The organism is Caulobacter sp. P1_B12_2 (assembly GCF_056406675.1).
Map to the genome: position 1 here is coordinate 1 of NZ_JBFTZS010000494.1, position 3,186 is coordinate 3,186.

Consider the following 3,186-nt stretch of genomic DNA (forward strand, 5'->3'; position numbering starts at 1 on the left):
ATGTAGCGCAGCAGCCGGCTGGTGGTGGTGACGAAGCAGTCGCCGGCCGCCTGGCGCGCCGACAGGTGGCGCAAGGTGGCCATGGACGGCTCGTCCAGATAGGGCGGCACGGCGGCGTCGAAGCTGCCGTCGGGATGCTTACGGGCCACGCCCAGGTGCTGGTAGTAGATCGTCGAGGCGCCGGCCTCGATCAGGCGGTCCAGGTCCGGAATGGTGATCTGTTCGGCGAAGGACTCGGCGTTGGGCGCGGCCTTGCCGACCAGGCCGCGATAGCGGCGGAACAGCTTGAGCGGCGTGCCGTCCCGGGCGACGGCGTCATAGAGCGGCGACGCCGGATCGGCGGCATCGGGCACGATGCCGTCGTCGACCCAGGCGTAACGGAACCCCATGCCCCTCAGCAGGTCCAGGTGATAGGCCGCCGAGGCGGGATCGTCGCCGCCCTGGTAGTTGATCAGCGCCTGGTGGCCGAGGTTCTGGTAGTTCTGGTTGGAGCCGTGGTTGGTGAAGAGCGGAAACTTCAGGCCGCGGCGCGTGAACAATTCGGCGGCGCGCTCGGCGTGTCGCCGCGTGAAGCCGCCCAGGTCGAAATCGCCGTAGGCGTGGATGGTGTCGATATAGCCGGCCTGGGCCAGATCCAGCAGCCAGGGCGCCTCGGGCGTCATGACCTCGCTGTCGCCCACGAACACGCCCGCCGACGAGTGGCAGGTGGCGTGCATGGCGTAGATGAACAGGCTGTGGGCCGACTCCAGCGCCAGGCCGGCCGGGTCGTTGAGCATGGCGTAGACGTCGCGCACCGCGCGGGGCGTCATGAACTCGGCGTCGTTGCTCAGGGCGACCGCCGCCTTGAACGGATACGGAAAGCGGCTGATCCGAAGATCGCTCATGACAGCATTCCGTGAATGGCGGCGGGGGTTCGCAGGAACGGCTGGATGTCGAAGGTGTCACGCTCGCCGGTGTAGAGGGCGGCCAGGCCGGCCGCGACCGCGTCGGGGCTGTGCCAGCGACGGGCGAAGGCCGCCGATCGCCGGGACAGGTCGGGCCATTGCGGGCGACGCGCGATCAGGGCTTCGAGTTCCGCTTCCAGGGTCTGAGGTGTCGCGGAAATAATGGGCATTTCCTGGCGCATCGACGCAGGTAGAGATTGCAGGTCGTCCGGGTCGAGATAGCAAAGCGTGGGCTTGCCCAGCGCCAGGGTCTCTACGGCAAATCCCCCATACCACCCCACCCGAAGCTGGTCGATGACGATATCGGCGTTCGCGTAACGCTGTAACGCCTCGGCGTGGGTGACGCCCTCGACGAGGTCGAGAACGACGTCGTGGCGGGCCGCCAGGCGCTCGACGGCCTCGATCACGTGCCGGGTGCCCTTGATCGAGCGGTCGGACGGCGCGTGGGCGATGCGGATGGTCCCCTCCAGCCGCGGCGGGCGGGGCTCCAGCCGATCGACGTCGACGCTGGCGTAGGGCACGAACTGGCCGCGCGGCCAGAAATGGCGCAGGTCGGGATTGAGGATGAAGACCTGGTCGAACAGGCCGAACACCCGCTGGGCCAGGCCGCGCCGTTCGGCGTCATGGGTGCGGACGCAGGCCTCGAAGGCGGAGCAGGCGTCCGGCGCGCAGGCGGTGGGCCGGCCGGTCGCCAGCGCGCGGGCATGGGTCGGAGCGGCCTGGCGGATTTCGCAGCCCTGCAGGGTCATGAAGACCTTCCGGCCGAGGCGGCGGGCCATGCGCACCTCGTCGAAGGCGCGGCGGGCCAGTTGGGGCGCGTCCTCGAACGACAGAAGCGAACGGCCGAAATAGAGGTGGACGACGTCGAAGCGGACGGCGGCGCCATAGCCGAACAGCACCCGGCGCAGGACCCCGGCCCCGCCGGCGTCCTCGGCCGCCAGCACCTTGTCGACCGAGAATCCGTAGCGCGGCGGCAGGCTCGAGACGCACCAGCTCTCCAGGCCCAGGCGGCGTTCCGCCCGCGACAGGTTCCAGGGCTGATTTCCGATGTTCACCGGGGCGTGGAGCACGCGCATTGGGGTCAGGCCCGGCTTGACGTCGGCAGGGCTTCCGCGGCGGTTYGCAGGATCTGGCGGATGCGGTCGGCCGACTGGCGCCGGGTGGTCCAGGCCTGGGCGGCGGCGCCGATCCCCGCGGCGTCGCGCGGATCGTCCAGCACGCGGGCCATGGCGTCGGYGATCTCGTCCGGCGACGCGGCCCCCAGCATCGGGATGCGTTCCTCGAAGAAGGCCAGTTCGGCCTCGGGGTTTGGGCGAGTGATCACCCGCCGTCCCAGGGCCAGGGCCTCGCACGCGACCCCGCCGATGGCCGGGATGACGAACTGGTCGAGCACGGCGTCGGCGTCCATGTAGGCCTGCCACAGCCTGGTCTGCGGCATGGGGTCGACCCACGCGTAGTGGGCCTCGACGCCCAGCTCACGGATCAGGGCGCGCGTGGCCTCCAGGTCCGGACCCCAGGCGACGGCCTGGATCACGAAGTCGGTCCGCCCCGCGGCGACCAGCTGGGCCACGGCCCGGACGACCTGGTCATTGCCCTTGGATTCGCCCGTGACGTCGGTCGCCCAGAGATGGCGCGAGGGCGCCAGGAACCGCACGGGCCCGGAGGTGGCGTCCGGCTCGCGCCGATGGCCGCGGGCGAACGCCATCAGCGGCCGCTCGTCGAAACCATGGGGAATATAGATGCGCCGGTCGGGACGGATGTCGATCCGGCGCTCGGCGGTCACGTAGTCCATGTTGGTGATGAACACGCCTGGGCAGGCCTGGTAGGCGTCCCGAGTCAGGCGGCCGACCACGTGATCCTCGAACGGCAGATGGCGGATCGTCCCGTGCTCGAAGGCGAGATAGGGAATTCCGGCCAGATGGCCCAGCAGCGGCGTCTGGCCGTAGAGGATCACGGTGTCGTAGTGCTGGAACAGGCTGGCCCAGCCCGGCACGACGCTGGCGAACACGGCGACGTCCTCGGCCGAGGATCCCGGCGCCGCGTTCCGGGGCGGGGGCGGCGGGCTCGCGTCGAATTCGAACAGCAGGCCCTGGGCGTCGCCATTGGCTCGGGCGGCGGCCAGGTCGGCGTCGAAGGCCGCGTCGCGGCCCGCGAAGGCGTCCAGATAGGCCTTGGTGAACGGCGGCGTCAGGCCGTCGGCGACCTGGCGGTCATAGGTCTGGGCGACCGCGTCCCGAAACGC

General features: G+C 70.4%; 3 protein-coding genes. All 3 read right to left on the minus strand.

Going from position 1 to position 3,186, the window contains the following annotated elements; all coding sequences use genetic code 11:
- The coding region (locus AC1DZ6_RS22115; RefSeq protein ID WP_477099275.1) for a hypothetical protein at positions 1-884 on the minus strand (884 nt) is incomplete at its 3' end.
- Positions 881-2,020, minus strand: a complete 1,140-nt coding sequence (locus tag AC1DZ6_RS22120) for a glycosyltransferase (RefSeq protein WP_477099276.1) — start codon at positions 2,018-2,020, stop codon at positions 881-883. The genes AC1DZ6_RS22120 and AC1DZ6_RS22115, both read right to left, overlap by 4 nt.
- 5 nt (positions 2,021-2,025) lie before the next feature.
- A partial coding sequence (locus tag AC1DZ6_RS22125; RefSeq protein ID WP_477099277.1) for a glycosyltransferase family protein occupies positions 2,026-3,186 on the minus strand: 1,161 nt, incomplete at its 5' end.